The sequence below is a fragment of the Acinetobacter halobius genome (assembly GCF_044130335.1).
GTDB lineage: Bacteria > Pseudomonadota > Gammaproteobacteria > Pseudomonadales > Moraxellaceae > Acinetobacter.
In genome coordinates, this window is sequence record NZ_JBIQOD010000001.1 from 267,250 (window position 1) to 285,639 (window position 18,390).

Sequence of the window (18,390 nt, forward strand, 5' to 3'; positions counted from 1 at the left end):
TTTGTGGAATTGCTAAAAAATAAAAGTTCGTTTACGGGCTTTTATTTTATCCACACAATATAAACCATGACATCGAAGCAAAGTTTTAAATCCAATAGACGTTTAAACGGTAATAGAACTCTTCCACTTCCAAACGGACTTGATATCCCAATTGGGTGAGTTCTGCTGAAAAACGGCGAATATCCTGTAAAGGTAAATGTTTTGGCAGCACTGTAAATACCGCAGTATTTCCCTGTTTGGCACTTTCTTCAATCAATGAGGCCAAACGTAATTTGTAGATCTCAATATCTAAATACGCTTGGTTAGACATAATTTTTGCTTGTTCAGCATTAATAAAAGCAGCCATTCCTTTCCTCAAATTACATCATTGTATAAGCAATGAAAATAACGCAGAAACAAATACTCAATCAGATGATTTAGTAACGCCATGTAGCCTTTTCGGCTAAAAAAAATCTTCAAAATTTAATAAATTTAATATTCTTCTACCGTTGCTTTAAATCTTACTCATTTAGAGGCTCACCAAACATTACAGAAAAAATAAATAAAATTACCATCTATTTAATTTAAATAATAATTGTTATCATTTACAACACTGTTTACTAAAGCACCAACCGTCTTCCATGAATAGCACCACTCAAATTGATGCCTTGGTTCATTCGGAAAAAGTTCGTCCGAAACCAACCAAAAAGAAAAAAGTCGATACCCCCGTTAGCTACCGCCTTATGGTGTTGTACCGATTTGCTCTTGCCTTACTTGGAGGCTATCTCCTTGCAGCACTTTCTGCATTAGCCATTGCTAAAATCTTTATAGCCAATCCTGTGAATGCGGCTATGAGCGCTACACTCATTGCATTTTGTCTTAACTGTGCTGCCTTTATTTGGGTCTTTATGGTTCAAAAAACCTTAAAAGCAACGCTCGGTATTGCTGTGCCATGTATTGCACTGTATGCCCTACTCAAATTTTTAGGATAGTTTTTCAATGCGTGTTGATCAAAAAGCGGAAGGACCGCGCCAATCCATGTCATGGTTGCATACATGGGCCAGTCTCATTTTAGGGTGGCTGCTGTATGCAATTTTTGTGACTGGAACACTCAGTTTTTTCCAAAATGAAATTTCTACTTGGATGAAACCTGAAACCCATCAATCTATCCCTGCGCAGTCTCAAGTGCAACAAATGCAGATCGCGCTCAACTATTTACAAAAAAACCACCCTGATGCAGGCAGTTGGAACATTCAACTACCCAACTCACGGCAAACTACGACTGAAGTAACTATTCGTGCCGTTGGCGAAGACCCGAAAGCACGTCGTGGTGGGACACGGATCACCTTAGACAGTGCCACTGGTGAAGTGATTGAACCACGGGATACACGTAGTGGTGGGTTCCTGTACCGTTTCCATTTTGAATTATACGGTTTACCGCGTCTGTGGACGCGTTGGTTGGTCGGGATTGCCACCATGTTCATGTTGGTTGCAATTGTTAGCGGTATCATCACCCATAAAAAAATCTTTAAAGACTTCTTTACCTTTCGCTCAGGCAAAGGTCAGCGTTCATGGCTAGATGCGCACAATGCAACCGCTGTTTTTGCATTGCCTTTTCACTTAATGATTACTTTTAGTGGCTTACTACTGCTCATGTTTATGTTCATGCCTTGGGGAATTAACCAAGCGTATGAAAATCGACAACAGTTTTTACGTGACCAACAGGCCAGCATGATTGAGCAGCCCCAAAAGGCTGAAGATCAGCAGCGTGAAGGTCGTGGTCAACGCGAAGGCGAAAGAGCTGATCGTGGTGAACGCGGACAGCAACGTGGTGAACATGCTGAAGGTCGTGGTGGGGAACGTCCACAACCCGAACTCCGCCCTGCGCCACTGACAGACCTAGCGCCAATTATGGTGATGGTACAACAACAGTGGAAAGACAATCCAATTGCTTCGATTAACATTATTTCACCCAATACAGACCAAGCCAAAATTGAGTTCCGTGCCTTGCGTGCTGAAAGTGTCGCGCATCGCAATGTCTATGCAACACTCAACTACAATGGGGTCACGGGTCAAGATGAAACGGATAAAAATATACGGATAAAAAACCCATCTATTCCAAGTGGTATCTATAACGTGGTCACCGTCTTACACGAAGCTCGCGGCGTCGACTTAGCTCTTCGTTGGTTGCTATTCTGTTCGGGCATTTTAGGCACGCTCATGGTCGCTACAGGTCTGATTCTTTGGTGTGTAAAACGCGCGCCCCAACAGCAAAAACAAGGCTATAAATCGTTTGGCTTCCGACTGGTTGAAGTCCTGAATATTGCAGCCATTATTGGTTTACCTTTGGCCTGCGCAGCATATTTTTATGCCAACCGTTTCATTCCAGCAGATGTAGAAATGCGTCTAAACTGGGAGATCCGTAGCTTCTTTACCGTATGGTTACTCACATTAATTTATGCCATTTTCCGTACCCACCGCCAAGCATGGTTAGACTTACTGTTATTGGCAACACTCGCTTTCGCACTGTTACCAGTGGTCAACTTGATGACAGGTGGTCAGGCTTTGTGGAACAGCATTGCGCAGGGTCAGTGGATGATTGCATCGGTTGACCTAGCCATGTGGATAATGGCAGTGATCTTCTATTTCGCTTATGACAAAGTTAAAAAGCATCAAGGTTTGCCGAATAAAAAAGTGAAAGCACCTGTTCAGGAGGCCGAAGCATGATTTGGTTTCTAATGATATGGGCTCTAGCAACCCTAGGTTTTTTTGCTCTTGCCAGCAGTATGTCTAAGCATCAAAAGCAAATCTTTAGCAAAGAACTGACACTTCAGCAAACCCGCTTAGCAACTACTGTAGGTTGGTTACTCCTCATTGTTTCTTTGTTCATTTGCTTAACGCAAGGACATTGGAGCACTGAAATCAGTTATTGGGTTGGCGTGATTAGCTTCGCGGCGTTGTTTGTTGGACTTTGCTTGAGTTATTTTGAGCAAAAAATTAGGAATATCGCTGTTTCAGTTTTACTCATATTTATATCCAGTCTAACTTTGCACCTAATCTAAGCCTAAAAGCCAATCTTCGGATTGGCTTTTTCACTTGAAAGCATTAGGCTATCCACAGTTTCAATCTTTGGTTATCTGTATGCCTAAATCTCCTAAAATTCCTGCTGAATTGGTCAACCTTGCAACAACAGGTAATAGTGACGCTCAATTTGAACTTGCTGAACTGTATATGCAAAGTGAAAATGAAGATGACATTACCCTTGCAGAAGAATGGGCGCTCAAAGCAGCAACATTGGGTCATGTGGAAGCCATGTATTGGCTCGGTGAAGGTTATGCTTTTTATGCCAAAGAACTTCGTGAAGAAGACCCAAGCGAAGCAGAAACCTACTTTGGACATGCACATCACTGGTTAAAACAAGCTGCTGAACTGAAACACCCTACTGCAATATTAGAGTTGGCTAGTTTTTACCGTCGGGGCGATGTGGTTGAAAAAGATGTCACTAAGTCAATTGAGCTGGTACAACAAGCAGCGGAACTGGGTGAAGCTCAAGCCATGCGTGATTTGGCTTTCATTTATGAAAATGCACTAGGTATTGATGCGGATGAGGAAAAAGCCAAATACTGGCATGACAAGGCGGATGCCGCAGAGCAAGAATAAAAGCAAAAGCCCATCCTTTGATGGGCTTTTTACTACTTAAAACTTACGCACAAAAATAATATCTAAATCCTGCTTAGGCACAAAATTCTTTTCTGTCATTTGAAATTGTGTCGAACTGATCTTTTTCACCTGACCATTCCAACAAAATGAAACCAACTCATTGGGATCACGCTCAATCGTCAGTTTAAAATTTTGAATCGGTTTCGCCCAATTTGCGCCCGTTTTCAAGATATAACCCAACGCCTGATAAGGTGCATATTGTGATTTGGCTTTTTTCAAACCTGCTTTGAAGCTTTGATCCATACAATAAGTCTTTTCATCCTCTTCAGGATATAAAGAAACCGAACCACCGACCAATGGTGCATATTCATGCTGAATACGGGTCATGCTGTTCGCTTTAAAATTTTGTTTCCAACTATAAATAACCTGAGACTGCCAGCGAATGAGATCTTCATCTTGAATTTTTAATAGTTTTTGCACTCTTGGATTTTTACAAGTTTGAATTTTTTGCTGAATAGAAGTACTTATATCGGCATTTTCACCTTTCCACGGCTGGATCAACTCTTGCTGCGTAAGACTGCAAGCCATAAGCTCATTCGTTACATCGGCTTGAAAGTCTCCATCATGAACATATTCTTGTTCATTACTCGGTAAAAAAGCCCGTACATGCACCTGAGGCTGTATACGCTGACCATTAACTTGAATTTTAAAACTATCAATTAAACCTGTGGCATCAGCATAATCATAGTCCATGTAATTTTGAACTTTCGGTAAGGGAAATAAAATAGTCTCGTTTACCAAATGCTTACTTAAATTTTTAAACTCATAATCGACAGTGATTCGCTTTTTACTGATAAATAAGTTTTCACTATACATTTGAATATCTTTATTTTTAAGATATTGCACACCGCCTGTTGCAACAAAACCCGTACTGTCATTCGCACTCACGTGCATAGACATAAATACGAATAACCCTATTATTTTTTTCATTTTAATCTTCTTTTTTAAGGTTTAATGTTCTGCATGAGTCTCAAAGTTTGCATTCTCGATCATGATCACCTGACGACAAATGCCTTCGGCTTTTCGTTGTTGTTCAAATACAGATGCTGGCATCGCCTCAAAACTGTCAAAGAAACAGATTTCTTGTTCATCTATAGAATAAACCAGTGAATGGTTTCCGACGCCTTCTAAAGTATCGTAATACACAATAATAAAGTTATTCTGTTCAAACGCCTGCTGAATGTGTTGATAATTGATTGCAGGCGAAATAGGTAACTTTAACTGTTCAGCTTCGGCATAACTCAGTTTTTCTTGTTCTTGAAGATCAGGGTCTTCATCGGTATAGAAATGCACATTGAAACCAAACTTTTTTAAGCCTACAGCCAAGCCTATCGTTGTGGTGCCAAACGTTGCATCATAAGCACAGACATCAATCAATTGTTCAATCTCTGCATCTATACCTAAATGTTGTAGCATCATCCATACTGCATAGATACCGCCATTGGCTTCAAGGTTCATTAAGGATTCAGGGATATTCACGGCCATAACACAATTCAAAAAAGAGATTATGTTGATAATAAACAAAATGACATGAACTCGAAATTAAATAATTACATCAAACCATCGAAACCGTATAAATTTCAGATATATTAACTGTAAATAATCAAATTTCAGAAAATTAGAAATGGCATATCAAGCTACAATTTTAAATGTAATGATCGCATCCCCAAGTGATGTATTAGAAGAAAGACAACTAGTACGTGATGCAATTTATGAGTGGAATGCGATTCACTCAAAACAATTTGGTGTAATGCTAAATCCTGTTGGCTGGGAAACACATATTGCACCTGAAATGAGTGGTAGACCGCAAGAAATTATCAATAAACGAATTTTAGAAGATTCAGATATTTTATTGGGAATATTTTGGACTCGCTTAGGCACTGAAACTGGCGAATATGTGAGTGGTACTGTCGAAGAAATTTCAAGACATATCGCATCTCAGAAACTAACCTCCATTTATATTTGTGACAGACCAATACCACCAAGTAAAATTACTGATCAATATCAAAAACTACAAGTACAAATTCGGGAATGGATGCCGAATGGTATATTAGAATTTTATAATGATCTACTAACTTTTAAACAAAAAATTAAAGATCATATAACACTACAATTACAAAATAACGAATATATTCATAATCTTTTAGATAACTCAACATTTGAAAGCGAAGTACCACCCCCAAATAATCGTTCCATTGAACCTAGTGATGAAATGGTTCAACTCATAATAAGTGCTGGAGAAACAGAAAGTGAAATTCAATTTATTTCGGGTATTGATTGCACAAATTTATACGCGGGCGATTTAAAATTGAATTTGGATACACCTAGAAAAATTGCTACATGGAAAAGCACTCTACGTGAACTTGTAACATTGGGACTCATTCAAGATGAATATGATGGAAAACTCTTTAACCTTACCAAACAAGGTTGGAAGGCATTTGATCAATTAAAAGAACAAATAGGCAAAAGCCAATAATATTATCTTTTAAAACTTGGAACACTTTTAGAATCCAAGTACAATACTTCGCTAGTCGAGGGATGCTGCGACTTTTTCACAGGTACATAAATGTGAAATCGCTAGGCTCGACGATCCGGTTCAAATCCTTTTTGAATCAACAACGGCATCCGCGAACTGAATGATCAATTTTTTATATTAGGAGATCGTGATGAACGCGGTTACTGCTTCATTTACAGATTACAAAGTTGCTGATATTTCACTTGCTGACTACGGCCGTAAAGAAATCAAACTTGCTGAAGCAGAAATGCCAGCACTTATGGGTCTACGTAAGCGTTATGCTGCTGCAAAACCACTTGCTGGCGCAAAAATCCTTGGTTGTATCCACATGACCATTCAAACTGCGGTTCTTATTGAAACCCTAGTTGAATTAGGTGCAGAAGTTCGTTGGACATCTTGTAACATCTTCTCTACTCAAGACCATGCTGCTGCGGCAATTGCGGCTTCTGGTGTCCCAGTATTTGCTTGGAAAGGCGAAACTGAAGAAGAATATGTATGGTGTTTAGAACAACAAATCAATGTGAATGGTACGCCTTGGGATGCCAACATGATTTTGGATGATGGCGGTGACTTAACTGCGCTTGTTCATGAAAAATACCCAAATGTATTGGCTAAAATTCACGGTATTACTGAAGAAACCACCACAGGTGTTCAACGTCTACTTGAAATGTGGAAAGACGGTTCTCTTAAAGTTCCTGCGATCAACGTCAACGATTCAGTAACGAAATCTAAAAACGACAACAAATACGGTTGCCGCCACTCACTAAACGATGCGATCAAACGTGGTACAGATATGCTTTTATCTGGCCGTCGTGCACTTGTCATCGGTTACGGTGACGTAGGTAAAGGTTCTGCTCAATCTCTTCGTCAAGAAGGCATGATTGTACGTGTAACTGAAGTTGATCCAATCTGTGCAATGCAAGCATGCATGGATGGCTTTGAGGTTGTTGCTCCGTACAAAAACGGCGTTCAAACTGGTAAAAAAGAAGACATCAACCTTGACCTTCTTCAAAATACTGACTTGATCGTAACGACAACGGGTAACTACCACGTATGTGATGCTGCAATGTTAGATACATTAAAAGCAGGCGCAGTGGTGTGTAACATCGGTCACTTTGACACTGAAATCGACACCAACTACTTACGTGGTTACAAGTGGGTTGAAGTGAAGCCACAAGTACACCAAGTGTATCGTTCTGAAAATGACAGCGACTACTTAATCCTACTTTCTGAAGGTCGTCTTGTGAACTTGGGTAATGCAACAGGTCACCCATCACGTGTTATGGATGGTTCTTTTGCCAACCAAGTCTTAGGTCAAATGCACTTATTCGCGGAAAAATTTGCGGATCTTGCAGAAGATCAAAAACAAGCAGCAATCCGTGTAGAACTCCTTCCTAAGAAATTAGATGAAGAAGTTGCTGCGGCAATGGTTGCAGGTTTTGGCGGTGTGTTAACAACTTTGACTCAAGTACAAGCAGATTACTTAGGTGTTCAAGTTGAAGGCCCATTCAAATCAGACGCTTATAAATACTAAGTTTTATATTTCCCCTCATCCTAGCCTTCTCCTGTAAAGCGAGTTTTAAGCACTGCTTTAAAGCTACGCGCAAGAGTGGGCTAGGAAGAGGTCTAAATAAAAAGCATTTATAAAAAGGATTTGAACATGTCGAAACACATTCCTATTTCTTTTGAGTTTTTCCCGACCAAAACGGATGCGGGCGCAGAGAAGCTCAAAGTCGTACATCAAGAACTACAACTCTTAAATCCAGAGTTTTTCTCAATTACTTATGGTGCAGGCGGTTCAACTCGTGAACGTACCTTAGCAGCGATTGCAGAATTTAATGGTAAAGGCACACCTGTTGCCCCTCACCTGTCTTGTATTGGTGATGACAAAGCACGTATTGCTGAGTTACTCGACATTTATAAAGATCAAGGTATTGACCGTATTGTCGCGTTGCGCGGTGACTTGCCTTCAGGTCAAGTTGGCCTAGGCGAATTGCCTTATGCTACGGATTTGGTTCGCTTTATTCGTGAACATTCGGGCGATCATTTCAAAATTGAGGTTGCTGCGTATCCTGAAATGCACCCTCAAGCAGATAGCTTTGACCAAGACATTCAACGCTTTTGCGACAAAGCCAATGCTGGTGCGAATGCCGCACTGACTCAGTTCTTCTTTAATCCAGATGCCTACTTCTACTTTGTAGATCGCATTCAAAAAGAAGGGGTGAATATTCCTGTAGCACCAGGCATTATGCCAATTATCAATGCCAGCAACTTAATTCGCTTTGCAGATGGTACAGGCGCTGAGATTCCACGTTGGATTCGCAAGCAACTGGCAACCTATGGTGACGATACCGCAAGCATTAAAGCATTTGGTCATGAAGTGGTTGTAAAACTATGTGAACGCTTAATTGCTGGTGGTGCACCAAGTTTGCATTTCTACACCATGAACACCACTGATCCTACCCGTCAACTTGTACTAGACCTCGGTTTAGCATAAGGATTTAAACCAGATTCACCCTATTTGAGAGTAAAACCGAATGCCTCGTTTTTTTATGGAAGCAGAACTCAATGTTGATCACACTGTCGAACTGACTGAAACGGTGTTTCATCATTGGGTCAAAGTTTTACGCGCTCAAGTCGGTGAAACGGCTACCTTATTTAATGGACAAGGTGGCGAGTATGAAGTGACCTTAAGTGACGTTGCCAAAAAGTCAGCCTCAGTTCAGGTCACTGCTTTCAACCCAACCAATCGCACACCTGCGTTCAAAACTTTACTCGGTCAAGTCATGAGTAAAGGTGACCGTATGGACTATGTCATTCAAAAAGCGGTTGAATTGGGCGTTTCGGAGATTCAACTCTTAACATCTGAACGTTGCGAAATGCGTTTGAAATATGATCGTGACCAAAAGAAGATTGATCATTGGCAAGGTATTGCCATAGCGGCTTGTGAACAATGTGGCATGAACCTTGTTCCCACTATTCATGCTCCGGTCGGCTTAGAAAAATGGCTCGCGACAGAGTTACCAACAACTCGACTTGTGCTTGCACCAAACAAAGAAGAACTCGACGTTTTGGCAGAAGCGACCCCGAACATTGCGTTACTGATTGGCCCTGAAGGTGGTTTAAGTGAGGCTGAAATTACGACAGCCAATGACCACGGATTTATAAACTGGTGTATAGGCGAACGGGTGTTACGTACAGAGACTGCGCCAGTTGTCGCTTTAGCGATTCTAAATTACAAATTTAGTGATTTAAATCACATAAACGGTTGAGTCATCCTTTAGTTCTGTTAATATATTGCTTATTATGTACAACAATATTACCCTTGACTTATATCAAAACATAACTTGAGTTTATTTTTGTACTGTGTTTTTTAACTTGAAAAACTCACAACTGAACATTTTTAGGTCATAAAAAAAATAAGGTTTCGCGATTCATGCCAGATATTTCTACAGAAAATCTTGATCGGCACTTGCAGACTGCGCAGATATCGCACTCCATTAGCCATATTCGTTTTCTTATTAGTAGCTTACTGATTCTTAATTTTTATATTTTCTGTACATATCACTATAATTTTTCTCAAGATTCTTTTTATTTTAACCTTTGGTTTTTCATTTCTGAGTTTATTTTGAGTATTTTATGGGTGATTAGCACAGTCTATTTCAAGCCAAGTAACTATTCAACTCATCCTGCACATCGTTGGATTCAAGGTGTTTGCTTAACCGTCGGCTGTCTAGTTGCGACTGGTGTTGTATGTATTTATTATTATCTACCCCAACAATCAGGTGATTTTAGTTTTGTTGACGCATTGGTTTTATCTGCACTTTTGGTCATTGTTACACAAACAGTCTGCCTAACCTATTTAACCCAGCGAATTAATTATTTCTGTCTAGTCTTTATTCCATCAATTACGCCCTATATCTTCTCTCAATTCATTTACTTTGATAACAATCACAATATTTTTCACCTTACCGTCAATTTTATTTTGATTGTGATATTACTCTGTGCCAATGCAACAAATCGTATCAATCAGCATTCCTCGCGCCTCTCTATTAAAAACCGCGAACTGAAAAAAGAAGCTGAAATGCAAGTGGCATGGACCGATGATCTTTGTAAACAATTACAAACTGAAGTGAATAAATCCAAGGAAATAGAGCAACAACTGCAACTGAATAATCAGTTACTGGAACAAAAAGTACGTGAACGTACTTTTGACATAAATGAAATCAATAAAGATTTAAAAAACAAACAAGAAAACCTTTCTCTTGCACATAAAATCGCAGGTATTCGCCCTTGGGATTGGAATATTAAAGATCGTTCGATTTCACTAACCAATCACAAACAAGAAAAAGTCGTTAAAAACTCCACAGAACATCAAAACCAACTACAGTTTTTGATTCATCCAGATGACATTACATTATTTAAGTCGTCTATGAAAAGTCATTTACGGGGTCATTCAGATCGTTATGAAGCCACTTACCGTGTGCAACATAACAATGGGAAATGGTATTGGGTACATGACACTGGTCGTGTCATTTCCCGAGATCCTATGACACAAAAGCCTTTACAAATGGTGGGTATTCGACGTGATATTCAACATGAAAAAAGTAATCAGGAACGTTTACGACTCGCAGCAAGCGTACTTGAACAAGCAGAACAAGGTATTTTCATTCTTGATGAAGACCTGCGTTATATCGACGTAAACCCATTCTTTGAGCGTCTCACTGGGTTTAATGCCGCGCACATAAATGGTAAACATCTATTTGATATTGTGGCCAACTATAGGTCACATCAACGCACCACTCACAACCAAATCATTGCTCAGCTTTTGAAAAAAGGTGAATACGATGGTGAACTAGACGAAAAGTTTCTTTCAGGCAAAGAACTGTGTATTTGGATGCATCTAAATGCCATCACTGATGATCAAGATCGTGTGACCCATTATATTGGGATTGTGTCTGATTTAACTGAGCGTAAACTGCAAGAACAACGCCTTTCTTATTTAGAAAACTACGACACATTAACGGACTTACCTAACCGTTTTTATTATAACTATCAACTGCATCAGTATCTTGTCTCTCAAAAAGACAGTATTAAACAACTGGCAATTATTCGTCTCAATATTGACCGTTTCCGACCATTGAATGAGTTTTTAAGCAACAATGGTGGAGATGAATTACTCCGTCAAGTTGCGCAACGCCTTCGTTTAACCAATGCAGAAGCTCTAGTTGTTGCTCACTTAAACGGCGATGATTTTGCTATTGTCTATGAAATTTCACATATTCGGCCATCTATTCAACAGCATATTGAGCGAATTCATAAAGCGTTTAGCTTACCTTTTGACATCTTTGGTCAAGAACATATCATTACGCTTTCAATGGGAATTTCTCAATACCCTGAACACGGTCGCCAACTTGACTACTTAAATAACTGTGCAGAACAAGCATTGACCGAGGCAAAACGCCTTGGTGGCAATACAACCAAGTTTTATACTTTGAGTAATACAGTTGCTTTAGAAGAAGGGATTTATTTAGAACGTGATTTAAGGCTGGCAATACAAAACAATGAGTTGGTAGTCTATTATCAACCAAAAATCAATTTTCACGATCAAAAAATTTATGGTTTTGAAGCGCTAGTACGTTGGAATCATCCATCCAAAGGTATAGTTCCCCCTGGACTGTTCATTCCTATGGCGGAAAAAACCAGTCTGATTTCGGATATTGGGCGCATTGTCATCCTACAAACCGCAAAACAGATTCAAGAATGGAATAAACTTGGTTTCGAGGACATTTGTGTCTCTGTCAATGTGGTTGCACAACAGTTACAACGTGGTCAACTTCTCAAAGATTTGGATGAAGCGCTTCACCTTTATGGAATCAAAGGCAGTAGCCTAGAGTTAGAAATAACCGAATCCACCTTAGTAGAAAACTCTGTTGAAGTTAAAAATTTACTTGAGACCATCAAATCACGTGGCATCCACATTTCTTTGGATGATTTCGGTACTGGCTATTCATCCCTGTCCTATCTGACTGACTTCCCAATCGACACTTTAAAAATTGATCGCACATTTATTTCAAAAATTGGGCACAGCAAACAAGAAGCGATTGTCAGTGCCATGATTGCAATGGGGAAAGCCATGGGCATGACTGTCGTCGCTGAAGGTATCGAAACTGAGCAGCAACTAAACTACTTACAAAACCTTGAATGCGATATCGCTCAAGGTTACTTATTTTCCAAACCACTTGCCCAGCGTGACGCAACTCAGTATCTCAAAGATAACCTCGAACTGCCCGCTTATACATACTTAATATAAATCAGGTGGTTTTAGCTCTAAGTTTGACTTAAAAAGCATCAGCTATCACTGGGATATGCCAGCAACTAATGGTATATTCGGTCTTGTCTACTAAAAAACCACCAGCTCCGCTGGCTAACCCACGCTACAAAGAGATTCAGATGGACGATCAATCATTAAAACAGCAAGCTTTGTATTATCACGAATTTCCAACTCCAGGGAAAATCAGCGTTACACCAAGCAAGCAGCTGGTCAACCAACGTGACTTAGCTTTAGCTTATTCACCAGGTGTTGCTGCACCATGTTTAGAGATTGAACGCGACCCGTCTACTGCTGCGCTTTACACAGCGCGTGGTAACTTAGTTGCTGTGGTCAGTAACGGTACAGCCGTACTTGGCCTAGGCAACATTGGTCCTTTAGCGTCTAAACCTGTTATGGAAGGTAAAGGCGTACTGTTTAAGAAATTTGCTGGTGTTGACGTTTTTGACATCGAAATTGCAGAAAATGATCCTGACAAAATCGTGGACATTGTTGCTGCATTAGAACCGACTTTTGGCGGTATTAACCTTGAAGATATCAAGGCGCCAGAGTGTTTCTATATCGAGCAAAAACTACGTGAACGCATGAACATTCCTGTGTTCCACGACGACCAACATGGTACTTCTATTATTGTTGGTTCTGCTTTGCTGAACGCTTTACAGTTAAATGGCAAAAAAATTGAGGAAATCAAGATCGTTGCTTCAGGCGCAGGCGCTGCTGCATTGTCTTGTTTAGATCTTCTTTGTGCAATTGGTGCGAAGAAAGAAAATATTATTGTAGCTGACTCTCGCGGTCTGCTTACCACTAAGCGTGAAGGCTTAGACGAGTCTAAAAAGCGTTATGTACAAGACATCGACGGCACTCAACTGGCTGACGTGATCGCAGACGCAGACATGTTCCTTGGGTTATCTGCTGCAGGTATCTTAACCAAAGAAATGGTTAAGCTCATGGCAAAAGATCCAATTATCTTTGCACTTGCAAACCCAGATCCAGAAATTCTACCTGAACATGCTCACGAAGTTCGTGATGATGTCATCATGGCAACAGGTCGTTCAGACTATCCAAACCAAGTAAATAACGCACTTTGCTTCCCTTACATTTTCCGTGGTGCCCTTGATGTAGGTGCAACGACGATTAATGAAGAGATGAAAATCGCGTGTGTATATGCGATTGCGCGTATGGCACACATTGAAGCAGATGCGGCATCTTATGGTGAAAAATCAGCATCATTTGGTCGTGACTACCTTATTCCACGTCCACTCGATCAACGTCTGATTTTGGAAATTGCACCAGCTGTTGCACAAGCAGCAATGGACTCTGGTGTGGCTGATCGCCCAATTCAAGACTTCTCTGCTTACCGTCAACGTTTGTCTGAGTTTGTTTACAACTCTGCGTTCATGATGAAGCCTATTTTTGCTCAGGCAAAATCTGACCCAAAACGTATTGCTTATGCAGAAGGTGAAGACCTACGTGTACTTCGTGCAGTACAAATTGCGGTTGATGAAGATCTTGCAAAACCAATTTTAGTCGGTCGTACGGCAGTTATTGAAGCGAACATCAAAAAGTTAGGCTTACGTCTTGAACATGGTGTGAACATCACGATTGTGGATCAAGAAAAAAATCCTGACTACGAACTGTTTGCAGACGACTACTACACACTCATGCAGCGTAAAGGTGTAACACCTGAATATGCGCAACGTGAAGCACGTCGTCGTTCAACGTTGATCGCGTCGATGTTGGTGAAACATGGTAAAGCAGACGGTATGTTATGTGGTACATATTCAAGCTACGACATTCACTTAGATTTCGTTAAAAACATCATTGGTAAAAAAGAAGGTCACAACTCTTTCTTTACGCTGAATGCTTTAATGCTTGAAGACCGTAACCTGTTCATTGCTGACACTTACATCAATCGTAATCCAACGGCTGAACAGCTGGCTGAAATGACTATTTTAGCTGCTGAAGAAGTGCGCCGTTTTGGCATGACACCACGTGTTGCGCTACTTTCTCACTCAAGCTTCGGTTCAGATCAAACTGATGCAAGCGCACAAAAAATGCGTAAAGTGTTTGAAATTTTAACGCAAATTGCGCCAGAACTTGAAGTTGAAGGTGAAATGCATGCAGACGCAGCATTGGATGAAAACATCCGTAGCTTTGCATACTCAAACTCACGCTTCAAAGGTTCTGCGAACCTACTGATCATGCCGAACTTGGATGCAGCCAACATTTCATTTAACCTGTTAAAAGCAACTTCAGGCAATAATGTTACTATTGGTCCTATCCTATTAGGTGCAGCTAAGCCAGTTCATATTTTGACGCCGACAGCAACAACACGTCGTTTGGTCAACATGACAGCGCTGACTGTAGCCGAAGTTCAAGAAGCTGAGAAAAACGCTATCTAATCACTTGTTGAGATAGTCTCGTCTTGTGACTTGAGAAAACCTCTATTCTGTAGCATGATGGCTGCAAGAATAGAGGTTTTTTCATGCAAGTTTATTTAGTAGGCGGTGCGGTCCGAGATCAGCTTCTGGGTCATCCCTATCACGAAAAAGATTATGTAGTTGTCGGTGCAACGCCTGAACAACTGCTTGCCCAAGGTTTCCAACCTGTAGGTAAAGATTTTCCTGTTTTTTTACATCCTGAAACCAAAGATGAATATGCACTTGCACGTACTGAACGTAAGTCAGGACAGGGATATCATGGCTTTGAGTTTTATACCGATAGTTCCGTCACCCTAGAACAAGATTTAATTCGACGCGACCTTACCATTAATGCCATCGCTATGGATGATGACGGCACACTATATGACCCCTATGGCGGTCAGCGAGACCTAGAACGACGTGTTTTACGGCATGTTTCCGATGCTTTTGTAGAAGACCCACTGCGCGTCCTACGTATTGCTCGATTTGCGGCACGTTATAAAACCCTAGGATTTACAGTGGCTGAGGAAACGTTGGCACTGATGCAACAACTCGCAAACTCGGGCGAACTTGAGGCGCTGACACCTGAACGCGTTTGGAAAGAAACCTCCCGCGCCCTAATGGAAGATCATGCTGATGAATACTTTGAAGTGCTACGTCGCTGTGGTGCTTTAAAAGTACTTTTTCCAGAAATCGAGGCACTTTACGGTATTCCGCAGCGCCCTGAATATCACCCTGAAATTGACTGTGGCATCCACACCATGATGTCATTACAACAGGCGTGCCGCGCCAACTATGCACTAGATGTTCGTTTTGCTGTTCTCGTACATGACTTAGGTAAAGCCTTAACACCTGTGGATGAATTACCACGTCATATCATGCATGAAGAACGTGGGGTTAAACCTGTGACTGAAGTGTGCGAGCGTCTAAAAGTCCCAACACAGATGAAACAACTTGCAATTACGGTCTGCAAAGAACATTTAAAATGTCATCAAGCCCTCACCTTAAAACCAGGGACTTTATGGCGCTTACTGCAACGCTTAGATGTATTGCGTCGTCCTGAACGGGTTGAAGCCTTTGTGCAGGCCTGTGAATGCGACTCGCGTGGTCGTTTAGGACTTGAAGATCGTGAATACCCGCAGTCTCAATATGTTTTAAAAGCGATGGAGGTTGTGCGAAATATTAAAGCTCAAGATCTGCCTGCAGATATCCAAGGCCCTGATATTGGTGAAATGCTGATTGAACGTCGCATACATGCCATTGGCGTGCTGAAAACTCAATACAGTTGAATCTTCATAAACAAAAAAATAAAGCGCCCTATTTGGCGCTTTATTTTCACTTCACTTAAGAGATAACCGCAGGAAATGTAATCACCTTCTCTAACCGCATCTGTTCAGTTGCAACCATTAACAAACGATCCACACCTAAAGCAATACCTGCACATGCGGTCATTTGAGGCAAAGCAGCCAATAAAAATTCATCAATCGGCATCACATGTAAACCTAACTTTTCCCGTTCTGCGTTATCAGCTGCAAAGCGTGAACGTAACACGTCAGCATCAATCAACTCATCATAAGCATTGGCGAGCTCTAAACCCTCGATGTACAACTCAAAACGTGCTGCAACTAGCTCACCGTCTTCATCTGTTTTGGTTTTGGCAAGTGAAGCAAGTTCTGGCGGAAAGTCAGTTAAAAATACTGGGGTATCAAAACCTAAGCTTGGCTCTACAAAATGCGAAAAGAGTAAATCAATATAACCCAATCGGTCATCACCCAAGTCCAAATTTAAACCCACGCGATTGCAGCAGTCTTTTAGCTCTTTCAAACTAGCTAGCAGTGGGTTCAAATCCAAACGATCCATAAATGCATGTTTATAGCTTAAAATGGTTGGACGAACTTCACCAAAACGCTGCTTTAATGTGACATTCAATAAATCGGTCACTTCAAACATCAAATCCTTCAAACTAAAATTCGGTCTGTACCATTCCAACATGGTAAATTCACTATTGTGTTTTCGTCCATGTTCATCATCACGGAAAACCTTACAGACTTGATAAATCGGCCCACTGCCACTGGCGAGTAAGCGCTTCATCGCAAACTCAGGGGAGGTTTGTAAATAATGCGTTTGCTGCGAGCCTTGTACATGGCGCTGCGCTTGAATGGAAGCCAAATGTACATCCGTCACACCAGCCTGAGATAAAATCGGTGTTTCAACTTCAAGTACTTCTCGTTCAGCAAAAAACTGACGAATTTGGCTGTACATTTGTGCGCGAGCACGCATGGCTTTTAAATCACAAGTTGGCTGATAATGGATCACGTCCTGACTCATGCCTTTGGCCCCCCATGTGCAGCCCATTCACGGCGTAATGGATAAGTCTTTCTTAAATGGTCAAAGGCTTTCTGGTCAATCATTCCCTCTTTTAAACAAGCACGTAAAGCGTGGTCATCTCGTAAAATTGGATAGATTTCATTTAAATGCTGTTGAAGTGTAGATTTCAAATCTTGCCTTTCAAAATACTGAGCACACACAGGCAACTGCGACTCGAAACTTTTATGTGCTTCAAACTGAAAGGTTTTACAAAAGGCGTCATAGATCATTTGTGTACCACGCGCTTTACCTTCTAAGCTATAACCTGCAATGTGTGGTGTCACTAGACTCACAGCATTTAGTACCTGCTCAGAAATCACTGGCTCATGCTCAAAGACATCTAATACCACTTTACGCTGTGTTTTTTCGATGTCTGCCAATAAAGCTTGCTCTTCAACAACAGATCCACGCGCAGAGTTGATTAGGATCGCTGTAGGCTTCATTGCAGCTAAAGCATCCGTATTAATTAAATGATGTGTCGGATGCTGCCCTGCTTTCGTGAGTGGAACATGCAATGAAATGGCATCGGCAGTGTTTAATAGCGTGTTTAAATCGACCTGCTGAATCACATCTTGCTGTACAAAAGGATCATAGCCGATCACATTCCAACCCAATAGTTTGGCCATATAGGCTAAGCGAGAACCTACATTTCCTAGACCAATAATCCCCAAAGTAAAACGTTCATTAGCATCTATAAAAGCTGGGTTCAAATGCAGTAAAGCGGTAATCACATATTCAGCCACCGCCTGTGCATTACAGCCCGCAGCATTTGCCCAGTGGATATTCTGTTTTTCAAGGGCTTCAATATCTAAATGGTCTGTGCCAATCGTTGCACTACCGACATATTCAAGCGCTGTATTATCAATTAAAGCTGGGTTAACTTGTGTCACAGAACGAACCAATAATGCCTTCGCCTCTACAACATCGGCATGGATCAAAGTACGCCCTGCTTTCTGTTCGACTTCACCAAATTCAGCAAAAAAATAATCGGTAAATGCGAGATTTTCATCTGCCACGATTTTCATAATCTATTCCAACGCTTTGTTAGCGCTATGATA

General features: G+C 40.9%; 16 protein-coding genes. 11 read left to right on the forward strand and 5 right to left on the reverse strand.

Annotation, left to right across the window (positions count from 1 at the left end; all coding sequences use genetic code 11):
- Positions 1-85: 85 nt before the first annotated feature.
- Positions 86-346, reverse strand: a complete 261-nt coding sequence (locus tag ACE01U_RS01280) for a hypothetical protein (RefSeq protein WP_110974560.1) — start codon at positions 344-346, stop codon at positions 86-88.
- A 274-nt stretch (positions 347-620) separates the two neighbouring features.
- Between ACE01U_RS01280 and ACE01U_RS01285 the strand changes: the two genes are divergently transcribed.
- From ACE01U_RS01285 to ACE01U_RS01300, 4 genes are all read left to right on the forward strand, one after another.
- Positions 621-971, forward strand: a complete 351-nt coding sequence (locus ACE01U_RS01285) for a hypothetical protein (RefSeq protein WP_086208314.1) — start codon at positions 621-623, stop codon at positions 969-971.
- 7 nt (positions 972-978) lie between these two features.
- A complete protein-coding gene (locus tag ACE01U_RS01290) occupies positions 979-2,706 on the forward strand; it encodes a PepSY-associated TM helix domain-containing protein (RefSeq protein ID WP_395553084.1) in 1,728 nt (575 codons plus the stop codon).
- Positions 2,703-3,041, forward strand: coding sequence for a DUF3325 domain-containing protein (locus tag ACE01U_RS01295; protein WP_291374454.1), 339 nt, complete (start codon positions 2,703-2,705; stop codon positions 3,039-3,041). The genes ACE01U_RS01290 and ACE01U_RS01295 overlap by 4 nt, the downstream gene beginning before the upstream one ends.
- 79 nt (positions 3,042-3,120) lie before the next feature.
- Positions 3,121-3,639: a tetratricopeptide repeat protein gene (locus ACE01U_RS01300; protein ID WP_395553085.1), complete on the forward strand. Its 519-nt coding sequence runs from the start codon at positions 3,121-3,123 to the stop codon at positions 3,637-3,639.
- 36 nt (positions 3,640-3,675) lie between these two features.
- On the opposite strand, the gene ACE01U_RS01305 is transcribed toward ACE01U_RS01300, so the two are convergent.
- The gene (locus tag ACE01U_RS01305; RefSeq protein WP_395553086.1) at positions 3,676-4,629 is read right to left on the reverse strand and encodes a DUF4424 family protein; all 954 of its coding nucleotides are present in this window, start codon (positions 4,627-4,629) and stop codon (positions 3,676-3,678) included.
- Between the two features lie 21 nt (positions 4,630-4,650).
- Positions 4,651-5,184, reverse strand: a complete 534-nt coding sequence (locus ACE01U_RS01310) for a cysteine peptidase family C39 domain-containing protein (protein WP_110974554.1) — start codon at positions 5,182-5,184, stop codon at positions 4,651-4,653.
- 139 nt (positions 5,185-5,323) lie between these two features.
- On the opposite strand from ACE01U_RS01310, the gene ACE01U_RS01315 reads away from it, so the two are divergent.
- From ACE01U_RS01315 to ACE01U_RS01345, 7 genes are all read left to right on the forward strand, one after another.
- Positions 5,324-6,175 (forward strand): DUF4062 domain-containing protein, encoded by an 852-nt coding sequence (locus tag ACE01U_RS01315; RefSeq protein WP_395553087.1) that lies wholly within the window; start codon positions 5,324-5,326, stop codon positions 6,173-6,175.
- A gap of 190 nt (positions 6,176-6,365) precedes the next feature.
- Entirely contained in the window at positions 6,366-7,748 is a 1,383-nt protein-coding gene (gene ahcY / locus ACE01U_RS01320) for an adenosylhomocysteinase (RefSeq protein WP_110974553.1), read from the forward strand.
- 126 nt (positions 7,749-7,874) lie between these two features.
- Entirely contained in the window at positions 7,875-8,711 is an 837-nt protein-coding gene (metF, locus tag ACE01U_RS01325) for a methylenetetrahydrofolate reductase [NAD(P)H] (RefSeq protein WP_119063670.1), read from the forward strand.
- A 40-nt stretch (positions 8,712-8,751) separates the two neighbouring features.
- Positions 8,752-9,486 (forward strand): 16S rRNA (uracil(1498)-N(3))-methyltransferase, encoded by a 735-nt coding sequence (locus tag ACE01U_RS01330; RefSeq protein ID WP_110974551.1) that lies wholly within the window; start codon positions 8,752-8,754, stop codon positions 9,484-9,486.
- Between the two features lie 164 nt (positions 9,487-9,650).
- Entirely contained in the window at positions 9,651-12,527 is a 2,877-nt protein-coding gene (locus ACE01U_RS01335) for a bifunctional diguanylate cyclase/phosphodiesterase (protein ID WP_395553088.1), read from the forward strand.
- A 140-nt stretch (positions 12,528-12,667) separates the two neighbouring features.
- Positions 12,668-14,947, forward strand: coding sequence for an NADP-dependent malic enzyme (locus ACE01U_RS01340; RefSeq protein WP_086208872.1), 2,280 nt, complete (start codon positions 12,668-12,670; stop codon positions 14,945-14,947).
- A gap of 83 nt (positions 14,948-15,030) precedes the next feature.
- Positions 15,031-16,254, forward strand: a complete 1,224-nt coding sequence (locus ACE01U_RS01345; protein ID WP_395553089.1) for a multifunctional CCA addition/repair protein — start codon at positions 15,031-15,033, stop codon at positions 16,252-16,254.
- 55 nt (positions 16,255-16,309) lie between these two features.
- On the opposite strand, the gene epmA is transcribed toward ACE01U_RS01345, so the two are convergent.
- Together epmA and ACE01U_RS01355 are read right to left on the reverse strand one after the other, a co-directional pair.
- Positions 16,310-17,293: an EF-P lysine aminoacylase EpmA gene (gene epmA / locus ACE01U_RS01350; protein ID WP_395553090.1), complete on the reverse strand. Its 984-nt coding sequence runs from the start codon at positions 17,291-17,293 to the stop codon at positions 16,310-16,312.
- On the reverse strand, positions 17,290-18,357 hold the full coding sequence (locus tag ACE01U_RS01355; RefSeq protein WP_395553091.1) for a 4-phosphoerythronate dehydrogenase: 1,068 nt from the start codon (positions 18,355-18,357) through the stop codon (positions 17,290-17,292). The genes epmA and ACE01U_RS01355 overlap by 4 nt, the downstream gene beginning before the upstream one ends.
- Positions 18,358-18,390 lie beyond the last annotated feature (33 nt).